Origin of the sequence: Alteromonas lipotrueae, assembly GCF_019249255.1 — a bacterium.
GTDB classification, from domain to species: domain Bacteria; phylum Pseudomonadota; class Gammaproteobacteria; order Enterobacterales; family Alteromonadaceae; genus Alteromonas; species Alteromonas lipotrueae.
In genome coordinates this window covers 369,960-386,563 of record NZ_JAESDJ010000002.1, presented here as the reverse complement: position 1 = coordinate 386,563, position 16,604 = coordinate 369,960, and the positions used below count along the sequence as shown (strand labels likewise).

Here is a 16,604-nt window from a genome sequence, read left to right as displayed (position 1 = left end):
TTATGAGTAACAAGCCTATTGTATTAAGTGGCTGTCAGCCTTCTGGACAACTTACCCTTGGTAATTACATGGGTGCGCTTAAGCAGTGGGTTTCCATGCAAGACGATCATGACTGCCTATACATGTTGGTCGATTTACATGCCATCACAGTTAGGCAAGACCCTAAGCAATTGTTTGAGGCCTGTCTTGATGGATTGGCGTTATACCTAGCTTGCGGTATTGACCCAGAAAAAAGCACCTTATTCGTTCAGTCTCATGTGCCTCAACATGCCCAGCTTTCATGGGTACTCAATTGCTACACGCAAATGGGTGAGCTAAATCGCATGACTCAATTTAAAGATAAGTCAGCGAAAAACGAAAACAATATTAATGTTGGCCTTTATGGCTATCCGGTATTAATGGCAGCAGATATCCTAATGTATCAAGCTGATAAGGTACCTGTTGGCGACGACCAAAAACAGCATCTTGAACTTACCCGTGATATCGCTAACCGCATGAACAACTTGTACGGCGATATTCTACGTGTACCAGAACCTCATATCCCAGAGTTTGGTGCCCGTATCATGAGCCTACAAGAACCAGAAAAGAAAATGTCGAAGTCTGACGTTAACCCGAACAACTTCATTGGCTTGCTTGAAGATCCTAAAAAAATTACCAAGAAAATTAAGCGTGCGGTAACCGACTCAGACGAACAAGCAAACATTTACTTCAACCCACAAGAAAAGCCAGGGGTATCAAACCTGCTTACCTTATTGTCATTATCGACAGGAAAGTCGATAGATGAATTAGTACCGGCCTACGAAGATAAAATGTATGGTCATTTGAAGGGTGACGTAGCTGAAGCAGTAGTGGGCCTGTTAGAGCCAATTCAGCAACGCTATGCCGATATTCGTACCAATCGTGACTACTTAAACGATGTTATGCGAAATGGCGCTGAAAAAGCATCAGCCCGCGCAGAAGAAACCCTTAAGAAGGTTTATGAAGCCGTTGGTTTTATCCCAAAACCTTAATGAATGTTTTATGGAACAGGTTAGGTTGTCGTGTTGCTGTTAATTGACAATTTCGATTCATTTACTCACAACCTGGCCCGTTACCTTACTGAATTAGGTGCATGCGTTAAGGTGGTAAGAAGCAATGCCCTTAGCATAGCCGATATAGAAGCCTTATCACCGAGTCATTTAGTGATTTCACCTGGCCCCTGTACACCTAATGAGTCGGGTATCAGCTTAAATGCAATCAGGCACTTTGCCGGGAAGATCCCAATACTTGGCGTGTGCTTAGGCCATCAAGCCATTGGCCAGGTTTTTGGGGCCTCTGTTATTGGGGCAAGAGAAATTAAGCACGGCAAAACGTCTGCGCTCTTTCATAAAGACCGAGGCTTATTTAGCGGGTTTGCGCAAGGTTATGCGGTAACCCGCTATCACTCGTTAGTGCTTGATGAAAGCCACTTACCCGAAACCTTAAATATAGATGCATGGTGCGTGACTGATGACGGGGAAAAAGAGATTATGGGCATCTCCCATAAAGCACTCCCTATCTGGGGTGTACAATTTCACCCTGAATCCTTACTGACCGAGTATGGCCACGATATTTTAAGTGCGTTTCTAAACGCCTAGAGCGTAACCCTTATTTATTCTTCCGTGGGTTCAGAATAAACTTAAGCTATATGGCTTCCTGCCGATAAAAAAGTTCTGCAATTATTCGCATTTGGCGTTGTTTTTCTTTACTTTTTATAGGTTAATCAACAAAGCGCCTTTGTTAGTATTTAGATTTAGGAAGTAGGGCGACCCAATGCACGGCATCTATGAACAGACGCACGAACAGTTACTTAGCAGGAGCTACTTTAAGATGACGACCCCAGCATCGACCCCGCCGCCTATCGATGAGCGCTTTGAGAGTCTATTAATTTCTCCAGAGCTCGCGATAAAAATGCTGGGAAAGCGTGGTCCAGGTGAGGTCAGCTTTGAACAATCAGAACAAGGTGACGCCCGCAGACAGTTACTGCATGTAGAAAAAGTCGCTATTGAGAATAAGCGCCTAAAAGCCCAATCTGATGCCTCGTATACCGAAACGGTTAACCATTACTTACATGAAGTCTTATTGGGTGAGCTTACTGAGCAGCTATCGTTTACCTCAGATGTTTTCAACAACACATTAAATTTAAGTGATGACACAGGTGCGTTACTCGACGCGCTATCGGTACGCGCAGCATCGGTATCAAAACTAGAGCCTATTGCAGCTAATTTACCTTGGCTTTATGATGAGTTGATGCACGTTGTGAACTCTCCGGCTTTTAGAAGACGGGATTCTAAAGGTAGAGTAATCGTTGTTGAAACCTTCAGAACGGCGCTGAGCTTTTTGGGGATTGAGAATTTACGCTTGCTTATTCCTTCTCTCGTCATAAAGCGCGCCATGCCTCAGGTAACCGACCCCTACCCGTGCATTAAACTCAAACTCACTCAGTTTGCGCACGGCACAGCGGTATCGGCTAGGCATCTCGCGCCACATTACAAACTAAATCCCGTTCAGGCTTATACTTTCGGCATGCTAAGTCAATTAGGTCGCTGTGCCATTATACGGTTGTACTTCAAGCTATTTGATAAGGTGCAGCTTCACCTGTTAACTGAAAGCCAAAAAGACAAAGAACGCATGCGTCATGAAGCCTTATTAAAATTGGCTCCATCGGCGAGTTATCTGATTGCATTACAAGATGAATATGCCGATGCGGTATCCGCCGATCTCATTGACAACATGATGTTGAAACGTTTATTTATTGGCGATGCGATGCGCCAATGTGCCACCAGAGAGCCCTGTGAAGCAGGGTCTTTGCCTAAGCTTCTGCACCAAGCGCGCGCTTATTCGAAAGTAAGAATGCTACATCAATCACGTATGGTTGAAGTGGCAGAAGTAAAACCAATGATTAATGAGCAAGAATATCCATCAGGTGCATTAGAAAAACTAAAATCTGTTGATATTTTCACCCTTCCTTTATCGAGGGACGAAGAAAATAGCTAATTTTTTGTGGATATTCATGCAAATTAGCTAAATGTGCCCTTTTGTCCCCATTTGAACTAAGCCAGATCAACGCGCTCTGGCTATGGGATTAAACACCTAATTCACCTTTTAATTACACTATTCCTAAACAATATGGCTTAGTAGTAAATAGTTATTCACTTTTCTTGCAAATTAAGCCAGAGTCCTTGTATATAAAGGGCTGCAGCCATTCACAAACAAGACAAACACTTAAAAAAATGGCATACTCACCGGTAATTTCGTTTATTTTTCCGCCTGTTCGAGGTCTATTGTACCAACACGGGCGCTTAAAACAGAGGTAACAAAAATGACAGTAACTCGCGCAACGTTTGATGAAGTGATGGTGCCTAACTACAATCCTGCGGGCATGGTACCCGTACGCGGTGAAGGTTCACGTGTTTGGGATCAGGATGGTGCTGAGTACATCGACTTCGCTGGCGGTATTGCCGTGAACGTACTAGGTCATTGTCACCCTGAACTCGTTAAGGCGCTTAACGAACAAGGCAGCAAGCTGTGGCACTTGAGCAACGTATTCACTAATGAGCCAGCACTTCGCTTAGCTTCTAAACTGGTGAACGCCACGTTTGCAGAGAAAGTGTACTTTGCTAACTCAGGCGCAGAAGCCAATGAAGCCGCATTAAAATTAGCTCGTCGTTTCGCATTAGATAACTACGGTGAAGACAAAAACCAAATTATTGCTTTTAACAAAGGTTTTCACGGCCGTACTTTCTTTACCGTAACGGTTGGCGGGCAAGCCGCTTATTCTGATGGCTTTGGCCCTAAGCCGGGCGCTGTTGAGCATTGCGATTATAACGATTTAGCCGCTTTTGAAGCATTAATCTCTGACAATACGTGTGCGGTTATGATGGAGCCGCTTCAAGGGGAAGGTGGTATCATTTCTCCTGATGTTGAATTTATCAAAGGTGTGCGTGAACTGTGTGATAAACACAATGCCTTGCTCATTTTTGATGAAGTGCAATCAGGTGTTGGCCGCACCGGTCACCTTTATGCCTACATGGGCTTAGGTGTAACACCTGACATTCTAACGACCGCAAAGTCGCTAGGTGGTGGCTTCCCGATTGGCGCCATGTTAACGACTACTGCGATTGCCGCACATTTAAAAGCGGGTACTCACGGAAGTACCTACGGCGGTAACCCATTAGCCTGTGCTGTAGCTGAAAAAGCATTTGATATTGTTAACCAGCCTGAAGTACTTAAAGGCGTGTTACACAAAGAAGCCTTGTACCGTGAGCTACTTACAGCCATTAACGACAAGTACGATGTATTTTCTGAAGTACGTGGGCAAGGTATGTTGCTTGGCTGCGCATTAAACGAAAAATACCAAGGTCGCGCTCGCGACTTTATGATGGCCGCAACAAAAGAGCATCTTATGTGCTTAATTGCAGGTGCAAACGTCATTCGTTTTGCTCCTTCTTTGGTTATTCCTGATGAAGATATTAAAGAAGGCCTAGCCCGCTTTGAACGTGCCGTTGCCGCGGTTGTGAACGCCGAATAAACGCCAATTTAGCGAGTAGCGAACATGAATATAATTCGCCCTATTAAGCAAGCTGATTACAAGGCCTTGTACGACATTGCCGTAGAATCAGGTATCGGGTTTACCTCGTTACCGGTTAACGATGATCTGCTACATAGAAAAGTCGACCAAGCGCAAGAAGCTTTCACCAAAGCTAACGTGACCCAACCCGGTGATGAGTCGTACCTTTTTGTAATGGAAGATACGACAACCGGTGAAGTAGTGGGTACGTCTGGCATTGAAGCAGCCGTAGGCATTGATGATGCGTTTTACCACTATCATTTGAGTAAGGTTGTGCACGCCTCTCGCGAGCTAAACATTCACAATACGGTTGAAATTCTAACCTTTTGTAATGACTACACGGGTGTTACTGAGATTTGTACGCTGTTTTTAAGAGAGCAGGCCCGTGGTGGAATTAACGGTCGCTTTCTATCGAAAGTACGCTTCTTATTTATGATGGAGCATCGTGAGCGCTTCTCTGAAACTATCATTGCTGAAATGCGTGGTGTTAGTGATGAAGAAGGTCGTTCGCCTTTCTGGGAATGGCTTGAAACGCACTTTTTCTCGATGGACTTCCCAACTGCTGATTACCTAACCGGTATTGGTAATAAGGTGTTTATTGCAGAACTGATGCCTAAATACCCTATTTACGTCAATCTATTGAGTAAAGAAGCACAGGCGGTTATTGGTCAGGTTCATGAAAAAACCCGCCCCGCCCTTCAGTTGCTTGAAGGTGAAGGATTTAGCTGTCGCGGTTATGTCGATATTTTTGATGCGGGCCCTACGGTAGAAGCCAATCTCAGTCATATCCGAACGGCACAATCTAGCTTAAAAATGCCAATTGTTATTGATGACGCGGCGGCGGCACAAGGCCAAACCCACTACATCATAAATACCTCTGTTGCAGATTTTCGCGCGGTAGCCACCGAAATAGGGGTTAACGAAGAGCAAAATATTGCCGTGCTTTCGCGTCAGGCTGCAGCCGCTCTGAATGTGCAAGAGGGCGACCATGTTCGCCTTGCACCCGTAAAGTTCAGAGACTAATTGAAGGACACTTTTTATGTTACATACACATTTTATCGACGGACAATGGGTGACCGGTGAAGGTCACGACCTAGTCTCAATCGACCCCGCTAAAAACCAGATTATTTGGGAAGGTAAGTCAGCCTCCCCTAGCCAGATAGACTTAGCGGTAAAAGCCGCTCGTGCCGCTGCCCCTGTGTGGGGAATGATGACGGTTGAAGAACGTTTAAACATTATTAAGGTTTACGGCGAAAAGCTAGGCGAAGCAAAAGAGCACCTAGCTAAAGTGATGGCAAAAGAAACCGGTAAACCTGAGTGGGAAACCGCCACAGAAGTGGGTGCCATGATGGGTAAAATCGCTATTTCTGAGAAAGCGTATTTCGAGCGTACTGGCAATGTTGAAAACCCTATGCCTTTAGGTAAAGCCTTTATTCGCCATAAAGCCCACGGCGTTGTAGCGGTATTCGGCCCGTATAATTTCCCTGGCCACTTGCCTAATGGCCATATTGTACCTGCCTTAATTGCAGGAAATACTGTGGTATTTAAACCAAGCGACCTCACCCCTATGGTTGCCGAAGAAATGGTTAAGCTATGGGAACAAGCTGGCTTGCCTGCTGGCGTATTGAACCTAGTTCAAGGTGAAGTTGAAACCGGTAAAGCATTAGCGTCGCATAATGGTATTGATGGGTTATTCTTTACCGGAAGTTCACGCACTGGCAAAATTTTGCACGAACAATTTGCGGGTCATCCAGGTAAAATTTTGGCCCTTGAAATGGGCGGAAATAATCCATTAATCGTGAAAGATGTAGCCGATATTGATGGAGCGGTTCACGATATCGTGCAGTCAGCCTTTGTTACGTCGGGTCAACGTTGTACCTGTGCGCGCCGCTTGTTTTTGCCTGCCAATGCTCAAGGTGATGCCACATTAGCCCGCCTGCTTGAAGTCACCAAAAATATCAAAATTGATGATTATGACGCAGAAGATCAGCCTTTCATGGGCGCAATGATTTCAGCAAACGCTGCAGCGTCCATGGTAAAAGCGCAGCAAGACCTTGAAGCCTTAGGCGGCAAGGTGCTACTACGATTAGAGCAGCCTGATACCCAGAAAGGTTTCGCCACGCCAGGTATTATTGATGTCACTGGCATGCTGTCTGAATTGCCTGATGAAGAGCACTTCGGACCATTGCTTAAGGTTATTCGCTACACAGACTTTGATGGCGCAATTGAAGAGGCAAACAATACCAGCTTTGGCTTATCGGCAGGACTGCTAGCTGATAATGAAGAAGACTACCGTTACTTCTTTGCACGAATTCGTGCAGGCATTGTTAACTGGAACCGCCCTATCACCGGGGCAAGTAGTGCAGCGCCGTTTGGTGGCATTGGTGAAAGTGGAAACCATCGCGCCAGCGCATTTTACGCCGCCGACTATTGTGCGTTTCCTGTTGCCTCTGTAGAGCTTGAAAAAGTGACCTTGCCGGGCAAGTTAAGCCCCGGTCTAACACTTTAAAGAAACCACTACAGACAAAGCCGCTATCAATAGCGGCTTTATTTATTGGTTTCTATTTATAAGTTTTTATTTACCCTCGCTACACTGGAAAAAAAAAGGACACACCCCATGCATAACAACATCGATACGCTCTTTGCCAACATGTGGGACGATTATGTTGCTATTACCCCTTCAGCTCACAAAATTCATGCATTACTTGCCGATGATGAGAGCACGAACAACATTGTTAACGACCATGTTGCTTTTAGGACCTTCGCATTAGATAAAACTACGCTAGAAAAATTGGCCGCGCACTTTCTTGCCCTTGGTTATTCCGAAATGGGAGATTACAATTTCGAAGCGAAGAAGCTAACCGCCAAGCATTTCGAACACCCTGATGACACCAAACCAAAAGTATTTATCAGCGAATTGAGGGTAAACGAACTGTCTGAAAATGCGCAGGCCATAATTCAAAAGCTGGTGGCGCAAATGGATGCCGATGTAGTGACTGCTGACAACTTCCTTTATTCAGGCCGTCACTGGGACATTAGTAAAGCCGACTACGATGCTCTACTTAGTGAGTCAGAATATGCAGCATGGTTGGCAGCATGGGGATTCCGCGCCAATCACTTCACGGTTAGCGTGAATCATTTAGGGCAGACTGATGAGCTTTCAGATGTAAATGCGCGTCTTAAAGAAGCCGGTTTTGTGCTAAACACCTCTGGCGGCGAAATAAAAGGCGGGCCTGAGGTATTCTTAGCGCAGTCGTCTACTATGGCCGACCGCGCTCCTGTGAATTTTTCTGACGAGACCGCTGCCATTCCTAGCTGTTTCTACGAATTTGCTCAGCGCTACGACATGCCTAATGGCAAACGTTACCAAGGCTTTGTAGCAGCGTCCGCTGATAAGATTTTTGAAAGCACCAACGCCAGTTAGATAGTTTACTCTTTAAATCGGCACACGCTGAACGAAAAATAAGAAGTACAATGGATAAAAGAGTGAAAGCCCTTTTATTCGTTGTCTGGAAAGGTACCTTTTGGGTTAGTGTGCCTTGCAAGGAACTGATCATAGGGCATGGGCTTATCGAAATAGAAGCCCTGCATGAGGTTCACGTCTGCATTTTCCATAAAGGGCAAATAAGACTCCTGCTCTACCCCTTCCACCACAATTTCAATTTGCAACCTGTTGAGCATGGCCACCACACCGCAAAATAGCGCATTCGCTTTACTGTTGTTGTGGATATCTTTAACCAAGCTTCTGTCTACTTTTACAACTTCAAAATGAAAGTTTCGAAGATAGCTTAAGGAAGAAAAACCGCTGCCAAAATCGTCCAGTGAAAGACGGAAACCAACGTCGCGTAGGCTATTTAGCGCAGCAAGCGCGGCTTTTTCATCTCTGATAAAAATAGACTCGGTGAGTTCAAGTTCAATCATGTCGGTTCGCACTGAACAGTCATTGCAAATTTTCGTGGCTTGGGCGGGGAAGTCGGTGTCTAGCATTTGGTTTACACTGATATTAATTGAAAGCGGGATACTCTCCCCTTGCTGCGCTTCCATCATGGCAATGTAGTCACATGCAGCTTCCAGTGCTTGCAAACCAATCAGCCGGTCTAGATCGTGCTCTTCAGCAATGGGGATAAATACCAAAGGAGACACAACACCTTGCAGACCAGATATCCACCGGCAAAGCACCTCAGCGCCTTTCAAATTACCCTGCAAGTCATACTTGCCTTGAATATAATAGTCGAGCAAGTTGTTTTCGATGGCTTTACGCAAATCGTTAACCATACTGACCTGCTGCGAAATTCTTTCATAAAGCCCATCTTCGTAGACATTCACTTGGCCTTTGCCAAGTTTTTTAGCGTGATACATCGCCGCATCTGCGCATTGCACAACGCCCTCAATACTCGTATTGTGTTCGGGAAATTTGGCAATGCCGATACTTGCAGACAGTTTCAATTCGACCTTTTTAGTTACCACAACATCTTCTTCGATGAGCCGAATGAGCGCTTCGGATTTCTCCACCGCCCATTCAGTATGTTGCCTAGGAAACACAGCGATAAACTCATCTCCTCCCCATCGCGCCACATCCCCAAACGGCCCAAAAGAAGCGGTGAGCAATGCAGCAACGCGCTGAAGCTCCATATCGCCTTTCTCGTGCCCTGCGGTATCGTTAATCGCTTTGAACCCATCAAGGTCGATGAACACCACTAGGAAGTCTGTCTGACTGTCGAAAAGGTTTTGAAAAATATCACGTAGAGCGCTTCGATTACTGAGTCCGGTTAATTCATCGTACAGAGCAAGTTGCTTTAACCGCGCTTCATTGCGTTTACGTTCACTAATATCACGCATAGTGGCAATAAGCGACGAGGAGGCTTGCAGGTAATTATCAAAAACAGATACGGAGATATCAACCGGTGTATTTTTTCCTACTCTGGGCACAATAACAGACTCAAACCTAAGCTGTTTTTTATGATGCAGGTTGTTTAAATTAACTTTTGCCCCCATCAGCAAATCATTGAGATTAAGGTTGATACAGGCCATTTTGTCTGGCGCACCTACCATCTTCACAAACGCTTCATTACATTCGTTTATGCTTAAATTGGGGGATAATACCAACATAGGTTCACGGGAATTTGCAAAGGCAGATGCCATTAATTGGAAGGATTGTTCCGCTTGCCTTTGCTGCGTGATGTCTCTCGTGGTACCCACTATTTGCAAGGCTTCACCACTACTGCCCCGCTTGAGCACACGCCCTCTCAAACGAACCCATTGTAACTGGCCTTGTATGCTCATACGAAAAGAAAGCTCTATGCGTTCGCGCCCACCATGAAGCGCCATCGACCATTGAAACTGTAAGTTTTCCAAGTCGTCTTCATGCACTAACGCCATTAAATCGATTGGAGTTCCAGACCAGGTAGATTCACTTTCTGAATTGAGTGAAAAGGCACGAATATCAATAATGTCATGGCTTGCCTGCCAATCCCAAAATGACTCTTGCGATGCCCATAAAGACAGTTCTAGTTTTTTCTGGGATTGCTGACTGAAAAGTAGTGAATTGTATAGCTCGTCAGCCTTAAGCAACAGCAAGGATTCTGCTTTTTCCCTTGCCGTTTTTTCACGCTGAAGCCGCCTTTCTAAGCTTTGTAGTTTTTTCTCTAGAGGATCTAGATCGGCGCCCATAGGCTACACAACCTGAATACTAAATTCGTAAGTATGAGGGAATGACATTTGATGAGTTTCACGTTCTAGCGTGCAATCGAAGTGCACTGCTGCTGCATCCATCAACCCTTCAGCAAGGGGATACAATTCTCGTTCCGAGAAGTAGCGCAAGCGCATACTACTATCGGTTCTAGATATAACAGTAAACCTAGGCAAATCAGCATCTGGATAGAGCTTGCGCACTTGAACATGAATGTCACCATCAAGGTGCTCTAGCAACTGCAAAATGTCTTTCGTGTCCGCAAGTACATTGCCATGTACTTGCGCCAACTTACCAAAAAGGTAAACCCCAAAATCGTACAGCAGTTCATTAACCGACTTACCGGTTTTCGCGGTAAGGATAGATAAGATTTTCTGCATTTCTTCAAAAGGATAATAGCCGACCGCAGTATAAGCTCCGTCGTTTGTTAACTCGGCTTCGACAATCACTTCGTCGGCAAATTCAGGCGATACTTTCTCTTCTAGCATGTCTATCAGCGAAGTAAATACAATCCCTAACATACGGTCCCCTTATACGATTAATAATAGTGTAGTTCAGTCACACCCAACGACAACCAATGTTTAGGAAATATCATTATCTTGGGTGTCTGAACTAACGTCACTCGAAGCGCTTTGACTTTTTACCACTTCAACACTATCAACCCGCTGTAAACCTCGAGGTAATTTGTTTCCTCTTCGCCCTCGCTCTCCATAATAGTGTTCTAAATCTGAGGCAGACAACGTCATATTACGTTTACCCGCGGTAACTTTTAATGAAGCGCCATCAGGCACTACTGCCAATACGGTCACAAACTCTTCGCGGGATTGCGCTTTGGCACCAGGAATATTAATTAGCTTATTCCCTTTCCCTTTACCGAGGCTTGGCAAGTCTTTAAGCGGGAACAGCAACATACGCCCTTCGTTCGAAATGGTTAAACACCAATCTGACTCAGGGTTAGTGACAGGTTTAGGCTTCATTACCTTGGCGGCTGTTGGCAAAGAAAGATATGCTTTCCCCGCCTTATTTTTGCTCACCATGTCTTTGAATGTACCTACAAAACCGTAGCCTGCATCCGAGCCAACTAAAAATTTAGCCTCGTCTGATGCCATAATAACGTGTTCAAACGACTCACCACCTACCAATGCAAAACGCCCTGTCAGCGGTTCCCCCTGACTCCGCGCCGATGGCAAACCATGAGCATCACAGGAGAAAGTACGTCCCGAGGTATCCATGAACACCGCAGGCTGATTACTTTTTCCTTCTGCACTGGATAGGTAGCCATCGCCCGCTTTGTAACTTAATCCTTCAGCATCAATGTCATGACCTTTAGCGCAACGTGCCCACCCTTTTTCTGATAACACGACGGTGACAGATTCAGCTGGCACGAGTTCTTTTTCTGATAATGCTTTCGCCTCTCCGCGCTCAACAATAGGTGAACGTCTATCATCACCATACTTTTCAGCATCGGCGAGAATTTCTTTCTTGATAAGCGTTTTTAAGCGGCGATCTGAGCCTAGCAAGGTTTGCAATTTATCACGCTCTGCTGCCAGCTCGTCTTGCTCGCCCTTAATTTTCATTTCTTCAAGCTTGGCTAAATGACGAAGCTTTAACTCTAGTATTGCCTCTGCTTGCTTATCGCTAAGCGAGAACCGCGAGATTAATTCTTGCTTGGGTTTTTCATAAGCACGAATAATTTCGATAACTTCATCGATATTCAAAAAGGCAATGAGCAAGCCTTCTAAAATATGTAAACGGGCCAGCACTTTGTCTAATCGGTACTGAAGCCGACGGGTCACTGTCTCTTTTCGGTAAACCAACCATTCAGACAAGATAGTACGAAGATCTTTAACTTTAGGACGACCATCCAAACCAATCATGTTTAGGTTTACGCGATAGTTCTTTTCTAAATCGGTAGTCGCAAACAAATGCTGCATTAACTGGGCAGTATCGATACGGTTTGAACGCGGCGTAATAATTAAGCGGGTAGGGTTTTCGTGGTCTGACTCGTCGCGTAAATCGCTAACCATTGGCAGCTTCTTAGCCTGCATCTGCCCAGCGATTTGTTCTAGAATTTTACCACCTGATGCCTGGTGAGGCAGCGCAGTAACAACAATATCACCATTTTCTTCGTGGAACACCGCACGCATTTTAATAGAGCCGCGGCCGGTTTCGTAAAGTTTACGAATATCAGCTCTAGGCGTAATAACTTCAGCTTCGGTAGGATAATCTGGCCCATTAACGTGCTCTAGCACATCGCTAAGCTCTGCTTTACTGTTGTCGAGCAACATGGCACAGGCATAAGCCAATTCACGCACATTATGTGGAGGAATATCTGTTGCCATACCAACAGCAATACCGGTAACGCCATTAAGCAAGATATGCGGCAAACGAGCGGGTAGCACACAAGGCTCTTCTAATGTGCCATCGAAATTGGGGGTCCAATCGACGGTGCCTTGACCTAACTCATCCAGTAATACTTCTGCAAAACGAGAAAGTTTAGCCTCGGTATATCGCATGGCAGCAAAAGATTTAGGGTCGTCCGGTGCGCCCCAGTTTCCTTGCCCATCGACTAACGGGTAGCGGTAAGAAAAGGGCTGCGCCATCAATACCATGGCTTCATAACACGCGGAATCTCCATGAGGATGAAACTTACCTAATACATCCCCTACCGTTCTAGCCGACTTTTTATACTTAGCATTGGCGCTCAGTCCTAAGTCAGACATCGCGTATATAATGCGTCGTTGTACAGGTTTTAGGCCGTCGGCAATATGAGGTAGGGCTCGGTCCATGATGACGTACATGGAATAGTTTAAGTAAGCGTCTTCGGTAAAGCGCCTTAAAGGCAGTTGTTCTACACCGTCGCGGTTAATAATAATCTCGTCGCTCATGATAATTTTTTCGTTTTGTTATTTTCACAATACAGCGTTAATGCCAAGCATTTAGTTTATTTAAACAGGTAGCAGCGTTAACGAACGGCGTGTTTATGTGGAAGTGTCTAACCACAAAATAGGACTTTTTATTAAGCCTTCAATGTTTCTATTGTGGGGGAAACTAAGGGCTAGTGCAATAATCACTATTAGGTTAACTGACTAGGACGATGGACGTTAATGTTTCAATCTTTTGTACAATTGTCCGTCAGAGTGGTTTAATAACAATAGAAGAAGATTAAGAAGCTATTCAGGATGTATTTGTTTCGAATTTTTACACTGCTGTGCGTACTATTTTGGCTTACCGCCCCTCAATCAAGTCACGCTCAGCACATTGAGCAACTTTTCGATGAAGATGCTTCTTTAGACCTCTCTGATTCCCTGTACTATTTATACGAAACCAATCTGCCACTCACAATAAACGATGTAAGTAGACGTCGCAGCGACTTTCGAATGCATCCCTATAGTAACCCTAACTTTGGTTTTAGAGACAAAGGAATGTGGTTACTAACGTCATTTTCCAACGTGTCAAACCAAGAGAACTGGGTATTTTCCATCAATTTTAGCCAACTCGACAAAGTCGATTTCTATTTGGTTAAAAACGGAGAAGTATTGCAGCAAAGCCATCAGGGTAAATCTCAAAAAGAACAAATTTTTCGTATCCCCACATTACGGGTAAGGCTGGCCAACGCTGAGCGGGTTGATTTATTTATACGTGTTGAAAGCCAATCATCAAGCCTTATCACGCCATTAAGAGTGCAACCAGAGCCTGTTCATAGCAGTTCGTTCCAAATGGACAGCCTGATGTGGGGTTTGTTTTACGGTGGTTTGCTGATACTGGCCGTCTATAACCTTGTGCTGTATTTCGGGGTTCACGAACGTAGCCTTATTGCCTATGTAGGCTATATATGCGCCGTTATTCTTTGGCAATTTATTTGGGGCGGCCATATTCACTTGCTGTTTTCAGGGGGGATACCCTTTTGGCTTGTTGGTCACACCGAACTGATATTTGTGATCATAGGTATCTCATCCGGTTTGTTTACCGTGAGCTTCCTAGAAACCAAAAAGAACGCCAAGGCTGCACATCCTGTCATTGTGCTGTTATTGGCTGTACAAATGGTTATTGGGGTAGTTTGTTTTCTCGGTTTGCTTCCTTCAATCTGGAAGAACAACTTGGTTTATGGTGTAGGTCTTATCGCAATTTGTAGTTATATATTTGCGGGTATTGAAGCCTTCATTAACCGCTTCCAACCTGCCCGATACTTTATATTTGCATGGGGTATGCTGGCATCAGGTGCCATTATTGGCATGCTAAGTTTAATAGGCGTACTCCCCTCAAACGACTTCACCACTTACTGTTTCCAAGTGGGTGTATTTTTAGAATCTGGGCTCTTTTCATTCGCGCTAATGGAGAAAAGTAGAAGCCAACTTGAGCATGAGGTTGAGCAAGCCACCGACGATTTACGTAATAATATGGAGCTCATTGAAGAGCAAAATGCACGCTTAGATATTGCCCGTAAAGATGCAATTAAAGCCAGTAATGTGAAATCGCAATTTCTTGCTAATATGAGCCATGAAATACGTACGCCACTGAATGGTATTCTTGGGTTTAGCCGAGAACTTACCCACGCTTCTCTGCCATCTGATCAACAAGAACAAGTGCGAATTATTAATACCGCCGCTGACAACTTGCTGACCATAGTGAACGATGTCTTAGACTTCTCCAAAATTGAAGCCGGTAAGCTGCAAATCAACAACCAGCCATTTTCTCCCAATACGTTATTGGAAGAAATGGTGACGATTATGGCGAAGTCCTCCCATTCTAAAAAGTTGGAATTTGTTTTCGATCTAGCGCCCTTGCCAGAAAAGTTAATAGGTGATGTATTCAGAATAAAGCAAATCTTGAATAACTTGCTTAGCAACGCCTTAAAATTCACGCCTTCCGGTACTATTACTCTTGCAGTAAGAGGCCGCCCCCTTTTGCACGGAATTCATGAAATTGAGATCACCGTTGAAGATACGGGTATAGGCATAAACCGACAGGACAGAAAGAAGCTCTTTAATGCGTTTTCTCAGGTAGATGACTCGATAAACCGAAACTATCAAGGCACTGGGTTAGGCTTGGTTATTAGTCGTGAGCTAGTTCGATTAATGCGAGGCGATTTAACCCTTAAAAGTACACCAAGGCAAGGCTCCACTTTTGTGGTTACCCTTAGAACTAACCACCTAAGCCAGAAATATGCATTGAGCACTGATACCGAGTGGCACGGAAAGCATGTGGTTATATTCGACCCCATTCCCGCTACGCGCCGCGCCAGTGCCTCTATGTTGAAGCAACTTGGCGCTAACGTTACCGCTGTCGAGTCCATCGATTATCTTTCTAGGTTGTCACTACAATCATCTTCCACTGATTTCTTTATGGCGACAGTGCCGGTATCGAAAATGGACAAACGGGATGAGTTTTTAAGCCGCTTTGTACAGTTTAATGCCACTAAACGTGTACTTTGGTATTCCGGCCCAGAGCCTTTTACCCAATACCCGAGTTTATCTCAACACTTTCATACTCAATTACGCATGCCGATGACACTAAGTAAACTCGATGGCTTAGTGAACAATAAAAAAGCGATGCCTCGAAATCCACTTCAAGATAAGTTGAACTCCCTTCCACGGGCAAGAATTTTAGCCGTGGATGATATGGATATGAACCTCAAGCTGCTGCATACCTGGCTTGATAACTCCCCCATATCATTAGTGACCACAACAAGTGGGGAAGACGCCGTAAATCAGTGCCAAACCCAAGAGTTCGACTTGATATTAATGGATGTTCAAATGCCTATTATGGATGGTCTTCAGGCGTCGCGAGCGATCAGAAAGACCACGCTGAATATGGGCACACCTATTATTGCGGTAACCGCCCATGCATTTAAAGAAGAACAAGAGAGGTTATTGGCTTCCGGCATGGACGACTATTTGCCCAAACCCATTGAGATAGGTTCACTGGTAGATCTTATTCGCTCTTGGTGTCATGTCACAGAGCCAGGGCACATTTTATTACCTTCATTAGACTGGCAGCTTGCGTTAAAGCGTGCACACCAAAACCATGAAGCAGCAAAGGAATTACTTGAAGACTTTATTACCATGGCGCCGGACATGCTGACGAATTTAAAAGCGCTGTGGAATAAAAGAGACTACGCAGAGCTTAAACTCGAAATTCATAAGCTGCATGGGGCATGTTGCTACATAGGAGCCCCGCGACTGCAAAGTTTGGCAGATGAGCTCGAAAGCGCCCTTAAGTTAGGGCAACATTTTCTAGTCGCTGAGAATCTGCCATTATTACTTGATGAAATTGAGCGAGTCTGTTCAGAAGGGCAGACGCGCGCAGGTTAGCCTAACCCAAGTT

General features: G+C 44.8%; 11 protein-coding genes. 8 read left to right on the top strand and 3 right to left on the bottom strand.

What is annotated here, in order from left to right; genetic code table 11:
* The first annotated feature begins 2 nt into the window (after positions 1 to 2).
* The 7 genes from trpS to KYS23_RS05055 all read left to right on the top strand — a co-directional run bounded on the left by trpS (position 3) and on the right by KYS23_RS05055 (position 8,012).
* On the top strand, positions 3 to 1,010 hold the full coding sequence (gene trpS / locus KYS23_RS05085) for a tryptophan--tRNA ligase (protein ID WP_013785674.1): 1,008 nt from the start codon (positions 3 to 5) through the stop codon (positions 1,008 to 1,010).
* A gap of 30 nt (positions 1,011 to 1,040) precedes the next feature.
* Complete coding sequence (locus tag KYS23_RS05080) at positions 1,041 to 1,616, top strand: anthranilate synthase component II (RefSeq protein ID WP_218395638.1); 576 nt, start codon at positions 1,041 to 1,043, stop codon at positions 1,614 to 1,616.
* A 232-nt stretch (positions 1,617 to 1,848) separates the two neighbouring features.
* On the top strand, positions 1,849 to 3,015 hold the full coding sequence (locus KYS23_RS05075) for an HDOD domain-containing protein (RefSeq protein WP_218395640.1): 1,167 nt from the start codon (positions 1,849 to 1,851) through the stop codon (positions 3,013 to 3,015).
* A 325-nt stretch (positions 3,016 to 3,340) separates the two neighbouring features.
* Positions 3,341 to 4,549: an aspartate aminotransferase family protein gene (locus KYS23_RS05070; RefSeq protein WP_218418174.1), complete on the top strand. Its 1,209-nt coding sequence runs from the start codon at positions 3,341 to 3,343 to the stop codon at positions 4,547 to 4,549.
* A gap of 24 nt (positions 4,550 to 4,573) precedes the next feature.
* Positions 4,574 to 5,611: an arginine N-succinyltransferase gene (astA, locus tag KYS23_RS05065; protein ID WP_159528283.1), complete on the top strand. Its 1,038-nt coding sequence runs from the start codon at positions 4,574 to 4,576 to the stop codon at positions 5,609 to 5,611.
* A 16-nt stretch (positions 5,612 to 5,627) separates the two neighbouring features.
* A complete protein-coding gene (gene astD / locus KYS23_RS05060) occupies positions 5,628 to 7,097 on the top strand; it encodes a succinylglutamate-semialdehyde dehydrogenase (RefSeq protein WP_159528281.1) in 1,470 nt (489 codons plus the stop codon).
* 108 nt (positions 7,098 to 7,205) lie between these two features.
* A complete protein-coding gene (locus KYS23_RS05055; RefSeq protein ID WP_159528279.1) occupies positions 7,206 to 8,012 on the top strand; it encodes a DUF1338 domain-containing protein in 807 nt (268 codons plus the stop codon).
* A gap of 74 nt (positions 8,013 to 8,086) precedes the next feature.
* On the opposite strand, the gene KYS23_RS05050 is transcribed toward KYS23_RS05055, so the two are convergent.
* The 3 genes from KYS23_RS05050 to parC are packed head-to-tail and all read right to left on the bottom strand — an operon-like array spanning position 8,087 to position 13,165.
* Complete coding sequence (locus tag KYS23_RS05050) at positions 8,087 to 10,258, bottom strand: putative bifunctional diguanylate cyclase/phosphodiesterase (protein WP_159528277.1); 2,172 nt, start codon at positions 10,256 to 10,258, stop codon at positions 8,087 to 8,089.
* A 3-nt stretch (positions 10,259 to 10,261) separates the two neighbouring features.
* Complete coding sequence (locus tag KYS23_RS05045; protein WP_159528275.1) at positions 10,262 to 10,798, bottom strand: heme NO-binding domain-containing protein; 537 nt, start codon at positions 10,796 to 10,798, stop codon at positions 10,262 to 10,264.
* Positions 10,799 to 10,858: 60 nt separating this feature from the next.
* Complete coding sequence (gene parC / locus KYS23_RS05040; RefSeq protein ID WP_159528273.1) at positions 10,859 to 13,165, bottom strand: DNA topoisomerase IV subunit A; 2,307 nt, start codon at positions 13,163 to 13,165, stop codon at positions 10,859 to 10,861.
* Positions 13,166 to 13,459: 294 nt separating this feature from the next.
* On the opposite strand from parC, the gene KYS23_RS05035 reads away from it, so the two are divergent.
* Complete coding sequence (locus KYS23_RS05035) at positions 13,460 to 16,591, top strand: hybrid sensor histidine kinase/response regulator (RefSeq protein WP_218418173.1); 3,132 nt, start codon at positions 13,460 to 13,462, stop codon at positions 16,589 to 16,591.
* The last annotated feature ends 13 nt before the right edge of the window (positions 16,592 to 16,604 follow it).

Excerpts from the sequence above, each read along its gene's own strand:
- KYS23_RS05035 (WP_218418173.1), top strand. The coding sequence starts at position 13,460 with ATGTATTTGTTTCGAATTTTTACACTGCTGTGCGTACTATTTTGGCTT.
- KYS23_RS05045 (WP_159528275.1), bottom strand. The coding sequence starts at position 10,798 with ATGTTAGGGATTGTATTTACTTCGCTGATAGACATGCTAGAAGAGAAA.
- KYS23_RS05075 (WP_218395640.1), top strand. The coding sequence starts at position 1,849 with ATGACGACCCCAGCATCGACCCCGCCGCCTATCGATGAGCGCTTTGAG.
- parC (WP_159528273.1), bottom strand. The coding sequence starts at position 13,165 with ATGAGCGACGAGATTATTATTAACCGCGACGGTGTAGAACAACTGCCT.
- astA (WP_159528283.1), top strand. The coding sequence starts at position 4,574 with ATGAATATAATTCGCCCTATTAAGCAAGCTGATTACAAGGCCTTGTAC.
- KYS23_RS05055 (WP_159528279.1), top strand. The coding sequence starts at position 7,206 with ATGCATAACAACATCGATACGCTCTTTGCCAACATGTGGGACGATTAT.
- KYS23_RS05070 (WP_218418174.1), top strand. The coding sequence starts at position 3,341 with ATGACAGTAACTCGCGCAACGTTTGATGAAGTGATGGTGCCTAACTAC.
- KYS23_RS05050 (WP_159528277.1), bottom strand. The coding sequence starts at position 10,258 with ATGGGCGCCGATCTAGATCCTCTAGAGAAAAAACTACAAAGCTTAGAA.
- astD (WP_159528281.1), top strand. The coding sequence starts at position 5,628 with ATGTTACATACACATTTTATCGACGGACAATGGGTGACCGGTGAAGGT.
- trpS (WP_013785674.1), top strand. The coding sequence starts at position 3 with ATGAGTAACAAGCCTATTGTATTAAGTGGCTGTCAGCCTTCTGGACAA.